General features: G+C 54.8%; 20 protein-coding genes and 1 pseudogene. 11 read left to right on the top strand and 10 right to left on the bottom strand.

Annotated elements, in window-relative coordinates:
• Nucleotides 1–138: 138 nt before the first annotated feature.
• From K6L24_RS22160 to K6L24_RS22135, 6 genes are all read left to right on the top strand, one after another.
• Nucleotides 139–516 (top strand): hypothetical protein, encoded by a 378-nt coding sequence (locus tag K6L24_RS22160; RefSeq protein ID WP_062749040.1) that lies wholly within the window; start codon nucleotides 139–141, stop codon nucleotides 514–516.
• A 425-nt stretch (nucleotides 517–941) separates the two neighbouring features.
• Nucleotides 942–1,649: a DUF1266 domain-containing protein gene (locus K6L24_RS22155; RefSeq protein ID WP_240043886.1), complete on the top strand. Its 708-nt coding sequence runs from the start codon at nucleotides 942–944 to the stop codon at nucleotides 1,647–1,649.
• A complete protein-coding gene (locus K6L24_RS22150) occupies nucleotides 1,646–1,933 on the top strand; it encodes a J domain-containing protein (protein ID WP_222682367.1) in 288 nt (95 codons plus the stop codon). Before K6L24_RS22155 ends, K6L24_RS22150 begins: the two co-directional genes overlap by 4 nt.
• Nucleotides 1,934–1,956: 23 nt before the next feature.
• The gene (locus K6L24_RS22145) at nucleotides 1,957–2,841 is read left to right on the top strand and encodes a hypothetical protein (protein ID WP_222682366.1); all 885 of its coding nucleotides are present in this window, start codon (nucleotides 1,957–1,959) and stop codon (nucleotides 2,839–2,841) included.
• On the top strand, nucleotides 2,775–3,893 hold the full coding sequence (locus K6L24_RS22140; protein WP_222682365.1) for a hypothetical protein: 1,119 nt from the start codon (nucleotides 2,775–2,777) through the stop codon (nucleotides 3,891–3,893). The genes K6L24_RS22145 and K6L24_RS22140 overlap by 67 nt, the downstream gene beginning before the upstream one ends.
• A gap of 124 nt (nucleotides 3,894–4,017) precedes the next feature.
• Nucleotides 4,018–4,305: a DUF805 domain-containing protein gene (locus tag K6L24_RS22135; protein ID WP_222682364.1), complete on the top strand. Its 288-nt coding sequence runs from the start codon at nucleotides 4,018–4,020 to the stop codon at nucleotides 4,303–4,305.
• A gap of 40 nt (nucleotides 4,306–4,345) precedes the next feature.
• On the opposite strand, the pseudogene K6L24_RS22130 reads toward K6L24_RS22135, so the two are convergent.
• The 5 genes and pseudogenes from K6L24_RS22130 to K6L24_RS22115 all read right to left on the bottom strand — a co-directional run bounded on the left by K6L24_RS22130 (nucleotide 4,346) and on the right by K6L24_RS22115 (nucleotide 9,820).
• Nucleotides 4,346–6,034, bottom strand: a pseudogene (locus tag K6L24_RS22130) (Hsp70 family protein).
• Between the two features lie 144 nt (nucleotides 6,035–6,178).
• Nucleotides 6,179–6,967 carry a CobW family GTP-binding protein gene (locus K6L24_RS22565; RefSeq protein ID WP_483413883.1) on the bottom strand — a complete coding sequence of 263 codons (789 nt, stop codon included), beginning with the start codon at nucleotides 6,965–6,967 and terminating at the stop codon, nucleotides 6,179–6,181.
• 11 nt (nucleotides 6,968–6,978) lie between these two features.
• Entirely contained in the window at nucleotides 6,979–7,365 is a 387-nt protein-coding gene (locus tag K6L24_RS22560) for a GTP-binding protein (RefSeq protein ID WP_483413882.1), read from the bottom strand.
• 136 nt (nucleotides 7,366–7,501) lie between these two features.
• Nucleotides 7,502–8,746, bottom strand: coding sequence for an LVIVD repeat-containing protein (locus tag K6L24_RS22120; protein ID WP_062749053.1), 1,245 nt, complete (start codon nucleotides 8,744–8,746; stop codon nucleotides 7,502–7,504).
• 9 nt (nucleotides 8,747–8,755) lie between these two features.
• Nucleotides 8,756–9,820: a sugar ABC transporter substrate-binding protein gene (locus K6L24_RS22115; RefSeq protein ID WP_062749055.1), complete on the bottom strand. Its 1,065-nt coding sequence runs from the start codon at nucleotides 9,818–9,820 to the stop codon at nucleotides 8,756–8,758.
• Between the two features lie 194 nt (nucleotides 9,821–10,014).
• Here K6L24_RS22115 and K6L24_RS22110 point away from each other — a divergent pair, with 194 nt between their 5' ends.
• Nucleotides 10,015–11,112: an oxidoreductase gene (locus tag K6L24_RS22110; protein ID WP_062749057.1), complete on the top strand. Its 1,098-nt coding sequence runs from the start codon at nucleotides 10,015–10,017 to the stop codon at nucleotides 11,110–11,112.
• Nucleotides 11,113–11,356: 244 nt separating this feature from the next.
• Here K6L24_RS22110 and K6L24_RS22105 read toward each other — a convergent pair whose 3' ends face one another.
• The 4 genes from K6L24_RS22105 to K6L24_RS22090 form a co-directional block, all read right to left on the bottom strand.
• A complete protein-coding gene (locus K6L24_RS22105; RefSeq protein ID WP_062749059.1) occupies nucleotides 11,357–12,334 on the bottom strand; it encodes a replication initiation protein in 978 nt (325 codons plus the stop codon).
• Nucleotides 12,335–13,546: 1,212 nt separating this feature from the next.
• Nucleotides 13,547–13,759 carry a plasmid partition protein ParG gene (locus K6L24_RS22100; RefSeq protein WP_222682363.1) on the bottom strand — a complete coding sequence of 71 codons (213 nt, stop codon included), beginning with the start codon at nucleotides 13,757–13,759 and terminating at the stop codon, nucleotides 13,547–13,549.
• Nucleotides 13,756–14,382: a ParA family partition ATPase gene (gene parA / locus K6L24_RS22095; RefSeq protein ID WP_062749063.1), complete on the bottom strand. Its 627-nt coding sequence runs from the start codon at nucleotides 14,380–14,382 to the stop codon at nucleotides 13,756–13,758. The genes K6L24_RS22100 and parA overlap by 4 nt, the downstream gene beginning before the upstream one ends.
• A 981-nt stretch (nucleotides 14,383–15,363) precedes the next feature.
• Nucleotides 15,364–15,555 carry a hypothetical protein gene (locus K6L24_RS22090; protein WP_222682362.1) on the bottom strand — a complete coding sequence of 64 codons (192 nt, stop codon included), beginning with the start codon at nucleotides 15,553–15,555 and terminating at the stop codon, nucleotides 15,364–15,366.
• Between K6L24_RS22090 and K6L24_RS22530 the strand changes: the two genes are divergently transcribed.
• Nucleotides 15,475–15,672, top strand: coding sequence for an MFS transporter (locus tag K6L24_RS22530; RefSeq protein WP_222682380.1), 198 nt, complete (start codon nucleotides 15,475–15,477; stop codon nucleotides 15,670–15,672). The two genes, K6L24_RS22090 and K6L24_RS22530, sit on opposite strands and share 81 nt — an antisense overlap.
• Nucleotides 15,672–16,295, top strand: coding sequence for an MFS transporter (locus tag K6L24_RS22080; protein ID WP_222682361.1), 624 nt, complete (start codon nucleotides 15,672–15,674; stop codon nucleotides 16,293–16,295). Before K6L24_RS22530 ends, K6L24_RS22080 begins: the two co-directional genes overlap by 1 nt.
• Before the next feature lie 128 nt (nucleotides 16,296–16,423).
• Here K6L24_RS22080 and msrA read toward each other — a convergent pair whose 3' ends face one another.
• On the bottom strand, nucleotides 16,424–16,960 hold the full coding sequence (msrA, locus tag K6L24_RS22075; protein WP_118666219.1) for a peptide-methionine (S)-S-oxide reductase MsrA: 537 nt from the start codon (nucleotides 16,958–16,960) through the stop codon (nucleotides 16,424–16,426).
• 283 nt (nucleotides 16,961–17,243) lie between these two features.
• Here msrA and K6L24_RS22070 point away from each other — a divergent pair, with 283 nt between their 5' ends.
• Together K6L24_RS22070 and K6L24_RS22065 are read left to right on the top strand one after the other, a co-directional pair.
• On the top strand, nucleotides 17,244–18,566 hold the full coding sequence (locus K6L24_RS22070) for an MmgE/PrpD family protein (RefSeq protein ID WP_245006745.1): 1,323 nt from the start codon (nucleotides 17,244–17,246) through the stop codon (nucleotides 18,564–18,566).
• A 15-nt stretch (nucleotides 18,567–18,581) separates the two neighbouring features.
• Nucleotides 18,582–19,931, top strand: a complete 1,350-nt coding sequence (locus tag K6L24_RS22065) for an LLM class flavin-dependent oxidoreductase (RefSeq protein ID WP_118666218.1) — start codon at nucleotides 18,582–18,584, stop codon at nucleotides 19,929–19,931.
• Nucleotides 19,932–19,934: the final 3 nt, after the last annotated feature.

Genomic DNA, 19,934 nt, shown 5'->3' with positions numbered 1-19,934 from the left:
GGATCGCAGAGACCTGTTAGCCTGGTACCCGCTTTACCGGGTTTACGCTATTCTGCTACAAACTTATTATGGCGAGGCACTTTGTCGCTCTGTCACAGTAAACACCAGCGTCAGCAGGACGTCTGTTTAAGGGAATTAATGAATTTTACGAAAAAGATTAATGCCGTATGCATTGAATGCATCGATGAAGATGATGTACTCACGCTGGCGGTGGGTGACGATAAGCACAACCCTAAAAATTTCGTCATCATCAGTAAATTTGAGGAGGAAAATCTGTCAGCTGATGAGTGCATTGGTTTTCAGAGTGAGTCTACTCCCTGTGAGATCCCGTCTGCTATTGAAAATATTGAATGCAGCGGAAGCGAACTGGTCATTGTACTCACTGACGAGGCGGCAAAAATAACCGGTTTTAAAAATATTCAGGCCCTGTTAAACAGTGCAACAGACCTCAATATACTTAAAAAATATTTACATGCTATTTTTGATAATAGTCGTGTTCAGATCATCTTCAAATAGCGAAGTTCAGGGGCAATATGAACATCTGTGCTCCGGAACAGACAGGCCAGGCTCCAGACATCTTCCTTTTAGTGATACCCGGAATGTCGCTGCCACCAGCCAGCTCTCTGTTACGCCAGCGAACGCCTTTCATCCTGAGAGAGACAGCCCATTTTTTCGCTGACATCGGTGCCGGGCGGCTATATTTTCGTGTCCCCATTATCTGTCCTGCCCTTCACACTTTTCACCCTGGAGAGTCATCGTCGTTTTTCTGCCACGCTAAGTGTATAAATGACCGGCGCGGGTGGGGTCACCGGTACAGTAACGGGGCCGATGAAAGAGGGAAGACTCACAAAGACAGTGAATACTGACTGTTCCGTCCCTGAAGACGGCATAATACTGAAATAGCAGTATAAAACTGATGTTCCATACAGGAGATGTTCTCAGTGATTGATGATTCCGCACGACGCTGGTTGCTCGCGCTTTCAGCCCCGATGGTGGCGATAAATGCCGGGTCGGGTGCCGCCTACGACTGCGATCAGTTTTATCCTTTTGATACCCGCGTTGATCTGAATGGTAGCTGGGGCATTGATTCACGCGAACAGCTGTTTGAGATGATTCTGAGAATGATCGACAACGGCCATGCGGAGGATCTGGCCCATTATTTCAGACTGTGGCACCGGCTAAGCCTGACAGAATGGCAGGATTATGTCGCGCATCAAACGCCGGACGTACAGGCTAAACTGGCTCTGGTGGCGGACAGCGCCGTGATGTGTGGTGACGGCGGGATCCGTGCCTGGGATTTGGCCAGGATGGGCTTTCTTTGCCGCATCGGGCTGCTTAACGGCTGGATAACGCCGTCGGAAAACCTGTGGTTTCACAGCCGCCTTGGCGTGCGGGCCCGCTACTATTACTCCAGTTGGCAGCATTACAACGCCGGTTTTATCATCGGCAGACTCTACTGGCAGTCACTCAACGCCTCTGACGCCGATGCCCGACGTTATGCCTTTAGCGCAGACGCCGGTAGCACCACTAATATTGAATTAATGCGCCAGCTTTACACGCATCCGGAGAGCCCGATATCCCAGCTTCCCTGGCATATCGACGTGCCTGAAATGGATAAACCCGAATCATTGCCGGAGATGGACCTATGAGTAATCAGCCATGTTGGGCAATCCTGGGCATTGAACCGACAGAAGATCAGCAGGTCATTCGCCAGGCCTATCGCAAACTGCTGCCCACGTTTCATCCGGAAAGCGATCCGGCAGGTTTTAAGCGTTTGCGTGAGGCCTATGAACAGGCGCGAAAAGGCATGGAAGCACCCGCCACCCTGTTGCCTGTTGAACCGCCGGTTACAGCAGCAGATACCGACCCCACAGGTCTGCTTGATGTTTTCAGCAGGCTACTCGCCTCTCCGGCAGAGCGTTATCTGCCCTGAGCTGGCAGCGGTTTATCAGCCGGTTGGACGATCACCCCGTCGCCACTGTCGATCAGCTTCGCTGGCCGTTGCTGGAGACCGCTTTACTGGTACACCCTGTTTCTGCCGACTGCCTTTTACTGCTGGCTAACCGCCTGCAGTGGCGGATGCGTCTGCCGGAGCTTGATCAGGACACGGCGCGGCGGGCAGACGAGCTGCTGGACTTTGCCGACAGTGGCGACATGTTCGATCTTGCCACGCTGGCCCCTCTCAGCCTGGCAGCACAAGACGAAACGCGGAGTTATTTCCATCAGGTCCGGCATTTTTACTGGGAACAACCGACGGGCTGGTTGCGCTATCTGCTGGAAGAACCGCGTGTCATTTTCTGGCCATCCTGTCCGCGTCTGATGAATCAGGTCGTACGCTGGTTTAATGTCGCGGCGACATCGAACGCGATAATGCGTGACTACTGTCTCGGGCAGCTTGAACGCCATCCGAATGATCCGGAGTGGCTCTATCTGAGCGCCAGCCACTGCGGCATGATGGGGGATAATGAAACCGCTTTCCCACTGTGGCTGACCCTGCATGAGCAGTACCAACATGCTGAAGCTGAGCAGTGGTTGCTGGCCTGGTGTGCCCGCCATTTTACGGATTATCTTCCCCTGCTGATTCAGGCCTTTGACCGCCCGGAATTTGCGCCTGTCGACTCCGCCACCGGCGATAATGAAAGCGCATACCGACCACAGGCACAGTCCCGCAAACGCTGGTGCGCTGGGCCGAAGCAACGCAGGTCGATGTTTCGCCCCTGGCCGCTGACTTCATCAGCTGGAAATCGGGCCGCTATCGCCCACAGGTCATGTTCGTGCATCTTTTGCAGGAAGATGGCACAGATGAACTGCGGCATCTCTACTGGCAGGCCAGCATGTTAACCCTGGGCAATGAAGCGTTGCTACAGGCGATCGTCGACCAGCCGGTTTCCGGCACGCCGCTGCAAATGCTTATCTTACGCGGTCTGCAGCGCCAGGCCCTGCAGCGTCTGGCGTGGCTTCAGGGCTCACCGGTGGTGGCAGAGTTCAGCGCGTGGTTATCCGCGCCTGAAGAGACGCCGTTACCTGAAAGATTTGCCGACAGTGAGGGGGCGGCCTGGAAGCAGAGCATCGCCTGGTTATGGCACTGGCGGCCGCTTCCCCGGCACAGCCTGACCCGGCTGGCGCAACATGCGGCCTATGGCGAAAGTGTCTTGCCGGCGCATACCAGCTGGCTGTGCTATCTCATCGAAAATGCCGCGATTACGCTACCGGACGACAGCCAGACGCCACCACGTGATGCGCTGCGTCAGGTGATGTTGCTGGTGGCGATGCTCGACCTTGAGGTTGATAACATCGCCCTGCTCAGCCAGCTGAAAGATTTTCCGCTGGATGAATCGCACCCCTTCTGGCCGATGTATCAGGTATTTACCCAAATTGACCTGGCCCGGGGCGATGAAGTCAGCCAGCTGAAAAGCCACCTTGAGCTGAACAACTCACTGCATTTCAACTGCTGGACCCGGCTGCCCGTCAGTATCGAAGAATGCATTGCCCGGCGTGATGAGACCTCGTCCAATGCCACCCACTATTTCTATCGTTATCAGCCAGCGTGGCAGGAGCGCCTGGGTCAGTCGCCCTTCCCTTATCAGGCCCTGTTCCATGCGATTTTTCTGTCGCATGAGAATGCGAGTTATGCCCAGCATCATCTGGAAGCCCTGGAAGCGCTCACCGCTCACTCGCCGGAAGACGTCGCCTTTAAACAGCAATTACTGTTGCGCCAGCGGCCGGTGTTGCCCCCTGATGAAATGCTGCCCAGCGGAGCCCTTCACGCGCCGGCGGTTGCCCGGGGATCCACCAGCTTGGCAGCAGTCCGGAATATGTACTGGACGCAAAGCTGCGTGACGCTGCTGAAAGCTGTGCTGACGATCCCGGTGCAGACATCACGTTGCGATTAGCGGCAGCGACAATGCTACAGATCAATACCAGCCGTCAGAATGCGTTTGCGGAATACCCGCAGCGCCGCAGTTATTTCTGGCAATTCTGGCGAGTGAATTCACGCGTGGGGCGGGTGGGCTGGTATTGCAGATTGCGCTGGGAAGCAAGCTCGCTGTCCTGTTCGTGAACATGATTTTGGTTGAGGGGCAGCTGGCAAATACCGCCCTGTCGGCACTGCTGATCGTAATGAATCTTTACAGCGCTGTCGTCCGACGTGGGCGGGATTTAGGTCTGGCCTCGGCGGATAAGCTGAAAGAAATTAAAATACCGGTACTCAGGCTGCTGGGAATGTATCTGTTCAAACGCGGCATGCCTGAGCCAAACCGCTTTGGCCCTCCGCCGGGATGGTGGCGTAAAAAAAGCAAAAAATAAGTCTCTGCCGCCCGTTTGACGGGCGGCCGTTCTTTGCCGGTTACGGGGTCATGTCCTGCAGCAGCGCCTCCAGACGCTGACGCAGCGGTGCGATATGGCTTTCCTGTTGGCTGGCTAACGCTGTTTCAAATTCTTCTAACCACAGGCCAATCTGTCCCCGGGTGTCCCCGAGCGACTGCGCCCAGGATTTCTCTAAACGCGCCAGCAAGTTGCGGTTCACCAGCGTGTCACGGGGATGAATTTTCACCGACGCTAAACGTTCACGACTCCGCTGTTGCTGTTCAGGACTGAGGCCAATCGGGCTGTGATCGATCACTTTACTGAATGACTCACCGCTGTCAGGCAGGTTGACGTCCACTTCCAGCAACCCGTTGATGTCATAGCTGAAACGCACGTCGATATTCTGCAACGCGCCGTTGGGTTTCACCGGTACCTGTAATTCATCGATAAAGATATTGTTGGCGACCAGGGATTTTCGCCCTGATAGATAGCAATGCGTATCATCGTCTGTTCGGCATGGCGGGTGGTGAAGGTCTCCACCCGTGAAGCCGGTACGACGGTATTACGCTCCAGGATCGGTGAAAACAGCCCGCTCCTGTGGTCGCTGGCAGTAGCAATGCCCAGCGTATACGGGCAGACATCGGTGAGGATCACCTCTTCAATATCTTCATTACGCAAGCGACAGGCCGCCTGGGCGGCGGCACCCAGCGCCACAATGGTGGCAGGATCCAGATGTTGATGCGGTAATTTACCAAACAGCTTCACCACCAGTTTCTGAATCACCGGCATCCGCGATGCCCCGCCCACCAGCACCAGATGATCAAGCTGTTCCGGACGCAGTCGGGCGTCGTGCAGCGCCTGTTCGATGGGGCACGCAGCCGGGTCATCAGCGGTAACCAGATCTGTTCCAGTTTCTCCTCATCAAATGAGAGCGTCCTAGTCTGCTCCTGCCACTGCCAGCGCAGCTGCTGCGAAGCGTTATGCTGACCGAGCTGGCATTTGAGCTGTTCAGCACAGTCGTACAGGTGCGCCAGTTCAGTGGCGGGAGCATCTCCGCAGTGAGTTTCCATTCACTGAAACAGGCCTGAATAATCGCCTGGGTAAAATCTTCGCCACCAAGATAGTTGTCGCCGGCAGAGCCATGCACTTCAATCAGTGGCAGATCATACTCCAGCACCGTCACGTCAAAAGTTCCACCGCCAAGATCGAAGACCAGCGTCCGGCCGGTGTTCTGGGTATGTAAGCCATAGGCCATAGAGGCGGCGGTAGGTTCGTTAATCAGCCTGACCGCATTGAGTCCGGCCAGTTCTGCGGCAAACCGGGTCTGTTTACGTTGTTCATCGCTGAAATAGGCAGGGACGGAGATCACCACATCGGTGATCTCCTGACCGAGGTAGGTCTGGGCATCCGCTTTGAGGGATTTAAGCACCAGCGCCGACAGCTCAGGCGCATCGAAGGTTTCTTTTCCAAGCCGGAACTGTTTCTTACTGCCCATAAAACGCTTAAAGAGTGCCGCCGTTTGCTGCGGATGGGTTGTCAGACGCGACAGTGCCGGGCGACCAATCAGCATACGGCCATCATTATCCAGACTGACCACCGATGGCGTGAGGTATTCATTTAATGCATTGGGGATCAGCCGGGCCTGCCCCTCCTGCCAGACACTGATCAAACTGTTGGTGGTGCCTAAATCAATGCCGATCGCCGGGACAGCCATCTTCAGTTCCGTCATGATTCTTTCTCATCAATGATGTGTTAAATGGATTTTATTCAATCGCATTGAATTATAGAAGCATTTGTCATGCCCCTGCGTCACAACCCCTTCTCAGGGGAACATGACGCAGGCAAACCCTGTTATGGTCTCCCGCTCAGCTTTTCAGCCTGCCGACCTTCTGCGGCCAGGGATCGTTAAACGCCCCCCGCCCTGCCACCAGGCGATTTCCTGCTCAGTCAGAAAACAACGGTGCAGCGCGAGGCAAAAATCATCCAGCTGATTTCGCTGTCCGATCACCGTCAGTCGGCAGCGCCGGTCGCCAAAACGCCCCGGCTGCGCATCCAGCTGCTGTTGCAGTATACGACGTTCTTCAGCCCCAAGATGGTTGTCTTTGTGGGCGAGTATCCCGGCTTTCCAGTAGCTGATAAATTCCAGGCCAATACTGCCTGATGCCTGATTCCATAACAGCGCCAGATCGTCCCTGCCAGGCAGCCAGAAAAAACCTTTACTGCGGTGGATCCCCTCCCCCAGCTGCTGCTGACAGGTGTCCCACAGCCGCCGCGGATGAAAAGGACGATCGTCCTCGATCACCCGCGATTCAATCTCATAGGGCTGGCCGTTGCCGGACGGCTGTTCAACGACCTCCTCCAGCTCATCAACCAGCTTCGCCACACGGTGGAAATCATACTCCGGTATCGCCAGCACCTCCTTCAGGGGCAGGTTGCCCCAGGGGAGCGCTGTCACCCCCACGCCGGGATTAATCTGATGGAGCGCGCGGGCAATCGTCATCACCGCACCGGCGGGCAGGCGGTCGGTTTTAGTCAGCATCAGATGACTGCAAAACAGGAGCTGCTCCGCCAGCAGATCCTCGATCCCGCGCCGGCGACGGCGAACATTCTCCTGCCAGCGCGGCAGCAGCGTGCCGGCTCCGGCATAGTCGTTTTGCAGCATCACCGCATCCATCAGTGACAGCAGACCCTGCAGTCTGACGCGGGGTGGTCGCGCAACAGCTTAATCAGTGGCAGCGGGTGGCTGCTACCGGAGGTTTCGAGGAAGATATGATCAGGCCGCCGCTTGGTGACCAGCGTATCCAGTGCGGTGGCAAGTCTGACAATACCACTGCGGCTGCTGATGCTGTCAGCGGAAACGGTAATAAAATTATGCTGTTCACGTCCGACGATTTCCGTGTTGGCAATCAGCACGCCGTCAATATCCAACTCGCTCATATCGTTGACAATCACGCTGACGCTCAGATGCTGACGATGAGCCTGCATCAGCAGGCTTTTTAACAGTGTGGTTTTGCCTGCACCAAGAAAACCATTGAGGACAGTAAGGGGAATGCGCTGCATCGGTGTGTTAATCCTGACAGTGAAAATATTTATTATGTTATAACATAACAATTAAATACCCACACAATGTCCGGCACCAGCAGACGGGAAAGAAAAAAGGCACCCTGTGAAGATGCCTGAGCAGAACGGCGGAGGGTTATCCAAGGTATTCGATAATTGACAGTCCGCCGTTGTAGTCGGTGCTGTAAATGATGCCCTGAGCGTCAACAAAGACGTCGCAGGACTGGATGACACGGGGGCGACCAGGGCGTGTGTCCATCATCCGCTGTGGCGCCGCAGGCACCAGCGCACCGGTTTCTACCGGCCGGTACGGATTGCTGATATCGACGGCGCGGACGCCGGCGTTCTGCCAGGTAGCAAAAATCAGCGTGGAGCTGACAAAACTGCCGGGACGGTTCTCATGCAGGTTATGTGGGCCAAAGTGCGCCCCTTTCGCCACATAATCGCGCTCATCAGGCTGCGGGAATGTGGAGATGCTGACCGGATGAGTCGGCTCACGAATATCAAACAGCCAGATATGCTTTTCCCCATCTTCCTGATTGTCCAGCACCGCTTCATCCAGCACCACCAGGAGATCGCGATCCGGCAGCGGGAGCGCAGTATGTGTTCCGCCGCCAAAGGGCGGGCTCCAGTTGCAGTGGCTGATCAGCTCAGGTTTTGTCCTGTCGCTGACGTCCAGCAGCGTCAGTCCGCCGTCACGCCAGCTGCCATAGGCCACGTCCCCGCTGATAATGGCATGATGCAGGGCATACCGCTTTCCTTCCGCCCAGCCAGGTTTTTCCCCGGCCGCAGTATTCATTCCCGGCAGCCACCAGCGCCCGGCGACTTCCGGTTTCAGCGGGTCGGCCAGATCGATGGTCAGGAAAATGTAATCGCTAAAGCCGTCAGTCAGCGCTGAAACATAGGCCCAGCGCCCCCCTGCATACCAGATGCGATGAATGCCAATGCCATTCAGGGAGAGGAAGCTGATCTCGCGGGGCTTATCCGGCGTGGAAATATCGAACAGACGCAGCCCGGCACACCAGCTTCTTTCCTGCACGTCACTGACGGTTTCCCCCACAGAGCGGGTGTAATAGACTTTTTCATCAGCGAAACGTACATCGGCAAACAGATCGCGGGCGTTAATCACCAGCAGTAGGTCGTCATGGGCCTGGAGATGAACATTCCATGTCCCTGGCGGAGCAGGAATATAGGCCACCGCACGGGGATGTTTAGCATCGCGCACATCAACGACCGAGAATCCCTTTGACACCATGTGACCGATATAGGCATAACCGCGGTGTACCATCAGCTGTACCCCATCCGGCCTGCCACCCTGATCGCTGTGGCCGATCAACCGCATATTCCGGCTGTATTCCGGCGTGGGAAGTGTGTGACTCATCGGCATCCCTTATTTTTTGTGCTTCGCTTCAAGCGTAGAAAACCAGGGGGCGATAAAGTCTTCCGTCTGTCCCCAACCCGGGATCACCGTATTCAGACTGGCCATATTGACGTTACCCGGCTGACTCACCAGCAGCGCCTGTGGGATCACCGTTGCCCTGAAGTCATAAGTTGCCGGGGTGGGTTCACCTGCCAGCTTGAGGGCAATCAGACGCATGTTAGTGGCGCCGATCAGTTTAGGATCGACCGCTGCGGTGACTTTCCACGGGCTGCCAGCTTCGCGCATCAGTTGCAAATCCTGGTCAGAGACATCAATGCTGTAGAGCTTTATCTCGGTACGGCCGTTCTCTTTCAGCGCCTTCAGCGCCCCCTGGCTGAACGCATCCCAGGTTCCCCAGATAGCATCCACCTTCCCTTTCGGATATTTGGCCAGCAGCGCACCGACTTTGTTGGCTGTATCACCCTGCACATCGGAGGAGACCGCCCCCACCGACTCCAGTTCCTGAATACCCGGGTTCGTCTGCAGCAGTTCCCTGTACGCCGCCTGACGGCGCTCCATCGGTGGATAACCGGCCACCCAAAGTTTGATAATATTGGCTTTTCCGTGGTGATCCTTAATCAGCTGGCCAAATGAGAGTGCGGTCAGCGATGCATCGTCCTGTTGCGTCACGGTTGCGCCCGGCACATCCCCCTCTGTCGCTGTATCGAATACTGACACCGCAATCCCGCTGTTGGTTATACGCTTAATCAGGCCAGTGGAATAAGGGGCCCTCCCTTGTGAAAGGATAATGCCGTCGTACTTCTGGCTGATGGCCTGTTCGACGAAATCCTGAAAGCGAGCGTCATCGCCGTTGCTTAAAAAAGTACTGACTTTAAAGCCCAGCGCTTTCCCCTGCTGAACGGCCCCCTGAACGAACTGCGTGGTGTTGTCATCAGACCCCAGGTTACGGATCACTGCAATACGGATCGGCCCGTCATGGCTGGCGATCTTCTCCGGTAACGGCGCCAGTGTGGCAGCGCAGACAGATAAAGCGCTGGCGACCCAGAGCGTCAGTAAGGCGATAAATGGTTTCATAGTAAAAATCCCTGTAGCGAAAGCGGAAAAGGGCCTCTTTTTTTTGACGCAGGTCGTCTCTGAAAGACCGGCCTGTCACTTTTTCACAGCCGCTAACTCTCTGACAAAGAAGTAAAAAGAATATCTATCTGCAAAAAAAGTATTAGCCAGTTGCAACCCACGACAGCAGGATAAATAAAAACAAAGGGACACTTATGGAAAATACAGATATTCAGGTCGTCGCTGGCCCGGCCAACTACTATTCTCACCCTGGCGCATTGCAACGCCTGAACGACTTTTACCGCCAGGATCAGCTTTCCCACGCCGTGTGGATCTTCGGCGAGCGCGCCATCGCAGCGGCCAGGCCGTGGCTGCCCGACAGTTTCTCTCTGGCGGGTGTCCGCCATCTTCCCTTTGGGGGGCACTGTACGGAGCAGGATATTGGTACGCTGGCAACGGCCTGCGGAGACGACCGACAGGTAGTGATCGGCGTCGGCGGCGGTGCCCTGCTGGATACCGCCAAAACCCTTGCACGCCGCCTGAATGTCCCCTGCGTGGCGGTTCCAACCATTGCCGCCACCTGCGCCGCCTGGACCCCACTGTCAGTCTGGTATAACGCTGCCGGTCAGGCATCCCATTATGAAGTCTTTAAGGATGCCAACCACCTGGTACTGGTTGAACCTGAAATCCTGCTGCAGGCCCCGGTGGAATACCTGCTGGCGGGGATCGGTGACACGCTGGCAAAGTGGTACGAAGCGGTCGTGCTGGCCCCGCAACCACAGAACCTGCCTCTGACAGTACGGCTTGGCATCGACACCGCGGCCACAGTGCGCGACATCCTGCTTAAGCAGAGCGCCACCGCGCTGGAAGATCAGCACCAGGGCGTATTAAGTCAGGATTTCCGCGATGTGATTGATGCGATTATTGCCGGTGGTGGGATGGTCGGCGGGCTGGGAGAGCGCTATACGCGCATTGCTGCCGCCCATTCGGTTCACAATGGTCTGACCGTGCTGCCGCAGACAGCCCGCTTTCTGCATGGGACAAAAGTCGCTTATGGCATTCTGGTCCAGTGCGTCCTGCTGTCACAGATTGAAACAGCACGACAGCTGATCGCCGCTTATCAGCGATTTAATCTGCCGGCCACCCTGGCGGAGTTAGGGGTGGATATTGGCAACCAGAGTGACATTGAGCAGGTGATCGCTCATACGCTGCGTCCGGAGGAGTCGATTCATGCCCTCTCTGTCCCTGTCACCGCGGAGAGTCTGCGCACTGCCTTTATCACAGTGGAAGCATTAGGTCAGCAGGGATCGTAAAGACGGCAGACTGGGAGATGTGTTGAAAAATATGGGGTTATGAGCGTCACCGGCCCCGGTTTCAGCCGACAGAATACGACTAATGTGGAGAGATTTCCTGTTCCTGATATGAACGACGTCCGGCGTGCCTGCTGGCCCAGCAACAGGAAATTTATCCACAGAAACGGGGGATAATCCGGTGAGTAACTTACTTTAACCAGTAAAAAACCTTCTAGAATATATAGCTATCAAACTGATTTATATATTATTTTTTCGCACGTTCCGCAACTTCTGCCATCACACGCTTGTGGCTGATTTTATCGCCGATTGTTTTGTACCACGTGGCCAGCTTTCTGACATCCGTGAGGGGAACTTTCTCTGCGCGATCATATGCTGTCAGACGGGTACGGTACTGCTCCATAATGGTAATACAGCGACGCGCCCAGTCCCCTTCCAACTCAGATCCTGCCACCGCACGCGGACGTCGCGGGAATTTTGGCCGCAGGGGTTTGCTGGCTTCAGGCGCAGATTCATCCACGTAGGAAAACTTGATGGAAACGACGGTGCGGCCTTTTTTGACCGGCTCCCAGATCACCGAAATGTCGGTATTGGCGTTAATACGTGCCAGTGTCGGCTCCAGCAACTTCTGACGAAAGTCGCGATAATCCTCGTACTTGCCCTGAAGACCCGCCTTTTCCCGCATCCAGTCAAGCGCCAGCGTGACCTCAATGGCCTTACTGGATTTACGTCCATACAGGTTTTTTGCCTTGATCAGCCAGCCATACAGACGCACAGAAAATGAAGTATCAAGCTTGGCAATATTGGCAAAATTGAGCTTGGTGAACGACTCCTTCAGCTCATAGAGATAGGGAGCAACATCCTGGCCAAAGCGCAGTACGACGGCACTTTGCTCATCACTGCTGACATATTCGAGACGGGAAAACCACGACAGTTGCACGGTTCGCATCTTGCCGGTCTTACGGTCGGGCAGATAAATGGTCACGGGCTTTTTCATCAGACTCTCAGCGGCTTCCCGCAGCTGGCGGTGGCTGCTGGTGGGATTAAGGCCGTAAATTCGCTGATAATCATGGGGAAAAAGACGGTAAAGCGCATCGGGCTGGGGTTTCCTGCTGTCAATCTGGGCCAGTGCAAGGTTCAGCAAACGCATTTCATCCAGTGTGACGCTGTATGCTCCCTCCAGGAGGTCATTACCTTGCACAACCGTCAGTTTGTTAAGCTCCATTTTTACAGGATCCCTTTGTGGAAAGTTCAGCAAAGTATTCCACACAAAAATTATCAAGGTAAAGTGAAATATCGCGGTTATTTTATATTAACAATCAGCTGGTTATGCAGGCAACTGTAGTCTGCAAACATAAAATCTTTCCACATAGGCCTGCAGCCGGATCGTCTGTGGGGCTGTAAGGATCCTTTTTTCACCCCTGCATGACATAAAATGACTCCACATATCACCCATGTCAGCAACAGAAAATATCTCCACCTTTAGCCCTTCCCTACAGAAAATTCCTCCACATGATGGCAACTGGCTGCACAGGATAAAAAATGACAACACGCATGATGAATTAATTATGCGTAAATTCAATGGATTAACCTTTCACGATTACAGGAAATCTTTCCACATTATCGCCTGAACCGTCCCCTGCCGGCATAAATTTTGCCGATCCTGCAGGAGCTCAGCAGGAAAAGACTCCACCTGTCACAGAAAATTTATCCACGTTTAACCTCCCGACAGCGTGATACCGCCAGCCACATAAAATCATTCCACATATAACGTCGAGGTGACATTGTCACAAATCAGGATATGACAGAAAATCTCTCCACGTTAGGCCGCTGCAGGTTTTTTTTAGCAGCACAGAAAATCATTCCACATGAAGAGGTGATGGCCAGGTAACGACAGAAAATCTCTCCACGTATAAAACGCTAGTTACAGCTAACGTATTGGTATAACTTGATTAAGTACTGCAAGCGACACTAACCCTGATAGGTTACAGGTTGTATTACAGTGACGATGTCACTTTTATGTCACCGCCAACAGGAGTGATAGATCATCTTCTGGCAGGAAATGAGAAAAATAGCGGCGGAAATAAGGCGGTATCAGAAAGGATCGTGAAAACAGTTATCCACAGAAAATGTCTCCACATAATAATATTCCGATAAATCATAAAGTTATCAACAGGAAAAAACTCTACGTATAGCAGGAAATCACTCCACATCAGACAGAAAATCACTCCACCTGACGCAGGAAATCACTCCACTTATTGCGCTGTAAGGCGCTGATCCTTAAAAGAAAAAACAGCCCTTAAAGTTAAAGATCTAAACAAATAAAAAGAAAAACAAAGACGATGCGATCTTTTTTTTAAAAGGATCCTCCCGCGGATCGCGTTTCAGAACGGTATCGGACAGCAGTGGAAGGATCCGTGGTTGACCAGGCCGCAGGCTATCGGGCTTCATTCTCGGGCAGCCAGCCTTCAATGAGCTCTGTCAGGACGTCTTTCATTTCCCGACCCTGCATAAAACAGGCTGTTTTGAAGCGACGGTGAAGATCTTCATCAATATTCGTTTGCAGCTTCTTAACCGCGCCGGTAGAAGGTCTGCTGACTGCATCCAGTGCAGGTGCCAGCTGACGATGTTGTCCCAGTTTCATTTTCATGCCAGTAACTCCAGGATCTCGTTAGTCATGACTTCAATTTCCCCTTTCGCATTCCCGTCAGTTGTATCAAATACGGTTCCGCCATCGAGCATTGTGCGTATATACACCTGACGCTGTGTTGTGGCCGTTTTAAGCGCTGGTACGCCTGTGTCCTGGATGGATTCTTTCAGAACTTCAAGCATACGGGTCGAGGCTACTTTTTTGGTGATCAGGAAACGGGCAATCACCGGCTGCAAATTTTCCCTTGCTTCGACAACGGCAAGAATGGCGCCACAGGCGGCGAAATCAAGCGGCGAAGGTGTGACCGGGATAAGTACCAGATCGCTGACCATCACGGCAGCAGACGAAATAGCGGTGATCGCAGCAGCACCATCAATCACCACATAATCATACTCTTTCAACTGCTTACGGACGGTATACACCTCTTTTTCAGAAGCGGCTTCAGCAAGGTCAAATTTGCACTTCGTTTCATCATACCAGTTACTGATACTGCCCTGAGGATCGGTATCAACCATCACGACGCGATGCCCTTTACGCGCAAGGCAGGTGGCAATATTGATGGAGGTGGTGGTCTTCCCTACCCCACCCTTTCCGTTCAGGAAAGAAATGATTTTTGTCGCCATGACGCACTCCTGCAGGATTCTGGCTCATATCCCGGGATGACAGAATCCTGGGATTATAGGATTTTAACATCACAGGATTCTGTCATCCTGCGATACAAAGATACCGTAATCATCGGTTGCAAACAATATCCCAGGATTTGATAATCATGTAATCATGTAATCATGTAATCATGTAATTGCAGGATTACCGAATCCTTATCTTTCCCCTCCCTATCCTTTATCGCTTTAAGCACACTGATATGTCGCTTTATCTGCATGACGTAATATGAAGAGGTGATTCTAAAATTATTGAATCATTGAATCATTGAATCATTGAATCATTGAATCATTGAATCATTGAATCATTGAATCATTGAATCCTGAGATACCCACCGTTACTGCTTGTTGTCATTCCCGGCAGGGATAAAATTATCCTGCAATCCTGCAATCCTGCAATCCTGCAATCCTGCAATCCTGCAATCCTGCAATCCTGCAATCCTCTTATTGACATTCGCCGCTGTCTCCCTTGCAGTATCCTGAGATGCTGAGATGCTGAGATGCTGAGATGCTGAGATGCTGAGATGCTGAGATGCTGAGATGCTGAGATGCTGAGATGCTGAGATGCTGAGATGCTGAGATGCTGAGATGCTGAGATGCTCGCTATTGCATTTGCCTGTCATAAGCGAAGACTGCTCTGCCTGAATCCCTGAATCCCTGAATCCCTGAATCCCTGAATCCCTGAATCCCTGAATCCCTGAATCCCTGAATCCCTGAATCCCTGAATCCCTGAATCCCGTGATTATAGTGCGGCCGTTTGAGGAAAGAGATAAGAGAGCTTGCTGGCAGGGGAGAGAGAACGCAGATATCACCCCTGGGCATGTTTTAGCGTGGGAAGGCGGCAAGCAGTGCGTCAATGGCGCAGCGCAGTCGTCGGTGTTTGCCGGCATGCTGGTATTTGGCCTGGCCTCGCTGGGTGCCGGGCTGTCATCGGGACTGACGATGTTAAACCTCTTCCGTCTGCTGCAGGGCGCAGGGTGTGCCGTACTCTACACCGTGACCGCCGCTATTCTGGTTAACGCGGTACCAGAGTAACGGCGGGGGAGGGCGCTTGGCCTGCTCTTTGCCGCCAATGGGCTGGGCCTGGCGGTTGGTCCGGTAGCCGGAGGATGGCTGGTCAGCATGTTTGGCTGGCAATCTGTTTTCCTGCTTAATGTGCCGCTGATCCTGCTCAGTTTTATGCTCTGTCTGGAACAGATACCGTCTGCGCCCCATCCCCCCGTCCGCGCGTGGACTACCGCTGCTGGATATTGATGGTGGCATGCCTGGTGCCGCTGCTGGTCTGGTCGGGTTATGTAAAACACTGGGGCTGGTCGGCTTTCGTTTCTCTGGCAACGCTGGGGACGGCCATACTGTTCCTGCTGGTTTTCGTGCGCGTAGAGCGGCAGACGGTACAACCGCTGATTGATTTCAGCGTTCTGGGTTGTGGTGCCTTTTGCCGTGCCTGTGTCTTGTCGGTGCTTCTGGCCATCTTTTACTGTGTTGCCTTTATGCTGATGCCGTTCCGGCTGGTTGAACGATTCGGCCTCAGTGATGCGCAGCTGGGTCTGATGCTGCTGCCGGTGACGCTGGTGATGGCGCTGATTTCACCCGTGGCGGGGCGGCTGGGTGACAGGTACGGGCCGTGGCGAGTGATGACGGCCGGATTTTTTCTGCTGACCTGCTCCGCGCTGTTACAGAGCGCGTCCGCCAGCACGCTCTCGCTCAGTCGGATCGCGCTGGCCGGGGTCATGATGGGGGCGATCCTCGGGCTTTCGGTGACGGCAGCGTTGAACGCCTTACCGCCGCCACAGCACGGGCAGGGTATAGGAATAGCCTGGACGCTGCACAACCTGGGGGGCGCACTGGGGTTGGGGGTGGCGACCCGTATGTATTAGTCCGGCGGAGCCGTTTATGGTTATCAGTGGGTGATGTGGCTGCTGGTGCTGCTGTCGTGTATGGGAGGGGAGTGGCGCTCTATTCGGTGCACAGCGCCAGCCGAACGGCGGCTGGCGCTGGAGGGTAACTAGCCCGTGACGGTCTTAGCGGCAAAGCGGTTACGCAGCTTCTGCAGCTTGGGGGGGATCACGGCCAGGCAGTAACGGTTTTCCTGTCCTTCTCCGGCCCAGTAGTCCTGATGATAATCTTCCGCCGGATACCAGGTGGCATCGGCTTCGATGGTGGTTACCACCGGATCGGTATGTTCTGCCTGCGCACGTGCAATGGCCGCCTGTGCTTCAGCTTCCTGCTCCGGGCTGGCAGGGAAAATAGCGGAACGGTACTGCGTGCCAATATCATTCCCCTGGCGGTTAAGCTGGGTGGGATCGTGCGTGGCGAAACTGATATCCAGTAGATCGCCGTAGCTGATAACGTCAGGATCAAATCCGATACGGATCGCTTCTGCGTGCCCGGTATCCCCGTTGCACACCTGCTTATAGGTCGGATTCTCCGTATGACCGCCAATATAACCACTTTCCAGTGACTGCACGCCGTTGATTTGTTTGAACACTGCTTCAGTACACCAGAAGCAGCCTCCGGCGAGGGTTGCGTATTCTGTCGCCATTTGTCACTCCTTAAAGAGATGTATGCTGTTTGGCCTGGGATGTGAGATTAACCTTAGCGCGTTACGTTCTGAGGTCAATGCGTTTTTCATCGGCACCCTCGCGCCATCCTGTCTGTGCGGAATCGTATGCTGATTAAAGAGATTGGCGTCTACCCTTTTTCTTAGTTTATTTCGGTATGAACTATAACCGTTGGTTATTGGCTGGCGGCGTGCTAAGGGAAGAAAATAGCAGTAATTTATAACGTATTGATTTATGTCAATACCTTATTAAAAAAGGTGTCTTTTGAACATTTCACTTACCGCCCAGCTGGCTCAGCATATTTCCAGCCATCATCCCGGCGAGGAACAGCGGCGTTACGCCCGTGACGGCGTAACGGATTATTTCGCCTGTCTGTTTCCTGTACTGCACGGCAGTGTCATCGATAGCGGTCTGGATGCGGTGTTTCGTGTCTATCCGGCCGAGCACTCCCGGGAAAATCTCGCCTTACAGCTTGGTTATATGAGCCACTCGCTGGATTTCGATGATTACCATACCGCTTTTCGGGGTCACCCGACAACGGTGGTGCTCTCTGCGCTGCTGGCGCTAAGTAAAGACAATCGCTCAGTCACGGCGGAACAGTTTCTTGATGCCTATATCGTGGGTGTGGAGCTGGCAGGCCGGCTGGGGAAAGCCATCGGCACCCGACACTATTCTGCCGGTTTCCACAGTACCGCCACGCTGGGCACCGTTGCGGCGGCGGGCGCTGCCTGTCGTCTGCTGGCACTCAGCACCGCGGAAACCGAAGTAGCCATTGGTCTGGCGGCGACCCAGGCCTCCGGGCTGCGCAGCCAGTTTGGTTCAGCGGCAAAACCGTTGCACGCTGGCCTGGCGGCACGCAGTGCAGTCAGCAGCGTACTGCTGGCGCAGGCAGGGTTTGGTGGTCAGCGCAGCGGTGTACTGGACAGCTTTCTGCAGACGCTGGGTTTTGGCGCCGGGCAGCCGCAGGCGCTACTGAGCGGCTGGGGTCAGCCGTGGCGCATTGAGGAGCCGGGCCTGGAGTTTAAACGCTATCCAACCTGCGGCGGTACGCACAGCGCGGCAGAAGCGGCATTTGTGCTGCGTGAACAGCTGCTGGCCGCCGGGGTAGAAACGACCCTGGACGTGATCGAACGTATTGAGGTCAGTTTCCCGCCGGGTGCGGATACCGCTGCAAATATTATCGCCCCGCAGAATGGGGTGGAAGCGCGCTTCAGCCTGGAATACGTCATTGCAGATGCGCTGATACATGGGGGCGTGGCCCTGGAAAATTACAGCGAATCTCCGGTGAAATCTGCTATTGCGGCGCTGGCGTCACGTGTCACCCGTCGGCCGGATCCCACCGCACCGGCCGACGAACTTGACCCGGATCGTCGTTTTCACTGTGTCACGCTGTGGCTGAGTGATGGACGCACCCTGAGCCACTGTGTCACCCGCCGCGAAACCGCGGCCGCTTTCACCGATGTGCAGGCCAAATTACAACGCAGCCTTGCGGCGCTGCCTGATGCGCAGGCGCAAACCCTCCTCAGGGAGGCCCGTCTGCCCGACGCAGACGCACTGCATCATCTTATTTTTCTGATTAGCCAATAACGAAAAGGATCTCTTATGTCTGTGCAAAAAACGTCGTCACGTCAGCTGCGCCTCGGTCTGTTTGTTCAGGCGCTGGGCCACCACGTTGGCGGCTGGCGCGCGGAAGGTGCCAAGGGGTCGCCGACCGACGTTGACTGGTTTACCTGGATCGCTAAAAAAGGCGAAGAGGGAAAGTTCGATATGTTCTTTGTGGGCGATGCGCTGGCGACCAGCGTGCACCGTTTGCCCTCCACCATGTCCCGTCTGGAGCCGCTGACGCTGCTGTCGGCGCTGGCCGTGCAGACGCAGCACATCGGTCTGGCTGCGACGGCATCGACCACCTTTGACCAGCCGTTCCATCTGGCGCGCGCGCTGTCGTCCGTCGATCACATCAGCCGCGGACGTGGCGCATGGAACGTGGTGACCTCGTTCTCTGCCGATGCGGCCCGCAACTTCAGTCGTGAAGATTTGCCGTCTCATGCGGAACGTTATGATGTGGCGAGAGAATTCCTCGATGTGACCTTCAAGCTGTGGAACGGTTGGGAAGACGGTGCCATCGTGCGTGAAAAAGAGACGGGCCGGTACTCTGATGAAGCGAAAATCCACGCCGCGAACCACAAAGGAAAATACTTCCAGGTCCAGGGCCCGCTCAATATTGCCCGCTCCCCGCAGGGGCGTCCGGTGATTATTGAAGCCGGGTCTTCTCCGGCGGGCCAGAAGCTGGCGGCGCAAACGGCGGAGGTGGTGTTTACTGCGGCGGCGTCGCTGGAAGAGGGCCAGGCGTTTTACCGCAGCCAGAAACAGTTTGTACGCGATGCCGGGCGTCATCCCGATCATCTGCTGATCCTGCCCGGAGTCATGCCGATCGTGGGTCGCAGTCGCGCCGAAGCTCAGGAAACCTGGGATCAGCTGAATGAGCTGGTGGATATCGATAACGGCATTGAGCAGCTGTCAGCGCGCTTCGGCGTGGACATGACCGCGTATCCGCTGGATGGCCCGGTGCCGGAAATTGGCGGAACCGAAGGTGGCCAGAGCCGCGTGAAGCTGCTGACCGAGCTGGCGGCACGTGAGAACCTCACCCTGCGCCAGCTGGCCGCCGTGGCTGCCGGTTCCCGCGGTCATCGCGTTATCGTCGGTACGGCCGAAGATATTGCCGATGACTTCCAGCAGTGGCTGGAGCAGGGCGGGGCGGATGGTTTTAACATCATGCCTGCCGTCCTGCCTAATCAGCTGGAACTGTTTGTTGAGCTGGTGGTGCCTGAGTTACAGCGCCGCGGCCTGTTCCGCACGGAATACCAGTACCCAACCCTGCGTGAAAACCTTGGCCTGCCGCCGTTTGATGAAAATTTTGCCGCCGTCCCTGCACTGGCGACTGAGAAGGAATAACCG

The organism is Erwinia persicina, assembly GCF_019844095.1.
GTDB lineage: Bacteria > Pseudomonadota > Gammaproteobacteria > Enterobacterales > Enterobacteriaceae > Erwinia > Erwinia persicina.
This window is presented reverse-complemented; position numbering and strand designations above follow the sequence as displayed.